We start from the raw sequence: 2,731 nt of genomic DNA, 5'->3' as shown, positions 1-2,731 counted from the left end.
TTGCCTCGTTTGAAGCTCGCTTCAATGCAGGCGCCCGCCTTGATGACCCGTGCCAGCTCCGCCAGTGACGGCTCTTCCAGCTCCGCCTTCGGACACACACGTCGGACTTAGGGAGTAATGATAGCGATAGCGGGCGTCCTGATCGGTGGCATCCCGCGAGGCACGGGGCTCCAACGTGCGGTCCTCCGTGAGGGGCCGCCGGGTGACCACCAGCCACTCCTCGGGTCCCGTGCGTTTGCGCTCGATGCGCGTCTGCATCCGGCGTTTGACCCTCTCGATGGCCACTGGCCCTTTTTCACCGTCTCGCACCGTCAAGCTCACATTCCGCACCCTTTTTCACAGTTCCGAGGCATTTTGGCGGAGCCTCCTGCAGGAGGAGAGGGTGAGCTATGCGTGGACTATTTCATGCACTACAACCTCTTGTTTCTAGGTCATTTGTTCATTAATCACAACTTCATGCAAACTGGGAGGCCCATTGCTGACCCTCCGGGGTGAGCATCAGGGATTCGGCTTTCCCACCAGACGAGCGACCAATGACGATCCAGCCCCGCACTTCCAAGGTGTGGAGGCTATGGCTGACATTGCCCTTGTCCCGCTGGAGAGCACGGACCAGCTCCTCGTGGCTGCTCGTGATTATGCCTTTCGTCCGCTGGTGATCGGCGACCAGCCAGCGCAGGATACGCTTCTGCAGCTGTGAGAGGCGTGCTGTAGGCATCCCCTTTCCCTTATCCACTCTGAGGGCCCGTGAAACAGGAGGTAGGAACATCGAGGGCCGTCAGATACTGCTGTTGGACCGCCGAGAGCGGCCGGGCGAGCTGGCGTTGGTGCCCGAGCTTCACGACGGTCACCCCCGCAAATTTCGTGACCATCATGAAGGAGGTCGGCCGCTCCGTCGCTTTCTTGTCCCAACCCGGCAAGGGAATGCTGGTGGTGTCGACATACGTCCGCATCGTCCGTTCCATCAAGCGCCAGATCAGTAGCGCCAATAAGCACACGAGGCCCAAGACCTCGATGCGTTCCGGCTTCTTGAGGTACAAACTATTGACAATGACCGGATCTTTGAGAAACCCGTAGTTCTGCTCCGTACCGTGTTGCTCTTTGTAGACGGTGAGGACATCTCGAGCGCTATGGGCGAGGTCCCCCGCGGTCGGCACATTGGTGAGCAGCACGAAGCAGCCCGCCTCTTCATACATGCGGGCAATGCGCTCGCTCTGGGCGCTGACGGTAGCCTTGAGCCCATACCGCATGACTTTGACGGCGCGCGGCTTGGTGGTGCTTGGCCGGCCCCGGCCATACTGGGGCCGTTCCTCCACGGCGACATCGAGGAGATGATAGGCCGTGTGCACGGCGCGCCACTGCGCCGCCGCGGCTTCCGCATCGGCGCGGCAGAAATACGCCTGCTGCTCTGCGGTGCGCGCGGTAGCCTGCAGGGTACTATACGACGCCTGGAGCGCACGTTCCAGCCGCTTCTCCCGCCGTTTGTCCTGCGCGCTGGAGTGGAGGACCACCGCCCGATAGGGGGTCCCGTAGAGCGTGACCTCGCTTTCATAGGCTTTATAGGAAGTAGCAGGACGGTGCTGCGTCGGCTGCGTGTGGGCGATGACCCCGAGCTCTTCCCACGTGTTGTGTGCCACGGCCTCGGCGATGAGACGTCCGCATTCGTTATAGGTGGCTGGTAAGCGGCTGATGAACAAGGTGTCGCCGAGCGCCGTCAGATTCGCCTCCGTCACCAGCGCCGCATCGGCCACGTAGATGTAGGCTCCTGGCGCCACCCCATGCTGCGCCAGGAACGTCGCGATGTTCGACAAGAGGGTGTTGTTCACGGTTTTATCCGAGGCATGGCCATCGTGCGGTTTGCCCCAGATGGGTACGGCACGCTCCACACACAGGGTCGAGAAGACGAACTGCTTCAGATCCGGCCGCTTGGCCTTGCTATCGCCATGCGTAATCGTAAAGGGCACCGCCTGCTTCTGCTGGTCTTGTGGGTCTGCAGGCGGTAGATACTCCCCATAGACGCTGACCGACGTCGTATCAAAGTGCACGTACCGCTTGTCCAACCCAAACACCTGATCGGCACGCACAGCGCAGGCGGTGAAGAGCTTCATCGTGCCGATCTCGTAGAGGCGATCGAGGACACGCCCGACTGTGTCGTCATTAAAGGCCTCCGGCGCGACGGCCTTGCCCAAAAGCAGTGCCGTGTCTTGCTGGGCAAAGACCTCCTCCAAGCGGTACAGCGGACTGCGTCCACTCAAGGTATCGAGGATCATGCCAAGCACAATGGTCCCTGGATCGATGGCCATCTCGGTTGACACCAACTGGTTGATCACCTCTACCAAGCCAATCTTGTCAGCATAGGCCTTCACGATGGGCAGATGTTGGACTTGGTATACTTCGATCTTTGGTGGTAGAATGAGACCCATATCACTCTCCAGGGGGGAAGGCGCTCGGTTCATCTCCTCTCATACGACGAAAACATAACACTGCGGGGCACTGCTGTGCTAAAAATGCGCACCCTGGAAAATGCGTGGGTCAGTATCCGAGGGGGTGCGGAATGTGAGCCACCGGATCCCATCCGGGGGTTTTCGTGCGATCGCCGACCAGGCCGCCCATCACCAGCCGCCAGTCGCAACGGCCCTCGTAGCGCCAGCGGAGCAGCCGCAGCTTCGGTTCGGACCCCCATGCCCATGAGCATATGGCGTCAGTATACTCGACCACTTCGACTCGCTGAACC

General features: G+C 60.6%; 4 protein-coding genes. All 4 read right to left on the bottom strand.

Going from position 1 to position 2,731, the window contains the following annotated elements; genetic code table 11:
- Nucleotides 1–21: 21 nt before the first annotated feature.
- The gene (locus tag VMT30_02100) at nt 22–285 is read right to left on the bottom strand and encodes a hypothetical protein (GenBank protein HVQ43735.1); all 264 of its coding nucleotides are present in this window, start codon (nt 283–285) and stop codon (nt 22–24) included.
- Between the two features lie 169 nt (nt 286–454).
- Nucleotides 455–715, bottom strand: coding sequence for a hypothetical protein (locus tag VMT30_02095; protein HVQ43734.1), 261 nt, complete (start codon nt 713–715; stop codon nt 455–457).
- A gap of 10 nt (nt 716–725) precedes the next feature.
- Nucleotides 726–2,420 carry an IS1634 family transposase gene (locus VMT30_02090; GenBank protein ID HVQ43733.1) on the bottom strand — a complete coding sequence of 565 codons (1,695 nt, stop codon included), beginning with the start codon at nt 2,418–2,420 and terminating at the stop codon, nt 726–728.
- Nucleotides 2,421–2,529: 109 nt separating this feature from the next.
- Nucleotides 2,530–2,731, bottom strand: a 202-nt coding sequence (locus VMT30_02085) for a DsbA family protein (protein ID HVQ43732.1), incomplete at its 5' end; no start/stop codon positions are given.

This window comes from Candidatus Saccharimonadia bacterium, assembly GCA_035544015.1.
In the GTDB taxonomy this organism is placed as follows: domain Bacteria; phylum Patescibacteriota; class Saccharimonadia; order UBA4664; family UBA4664; genus UBA5169.
This window is presented reverse-complemented; position numbering and strand designations above follow the sequence as displayed.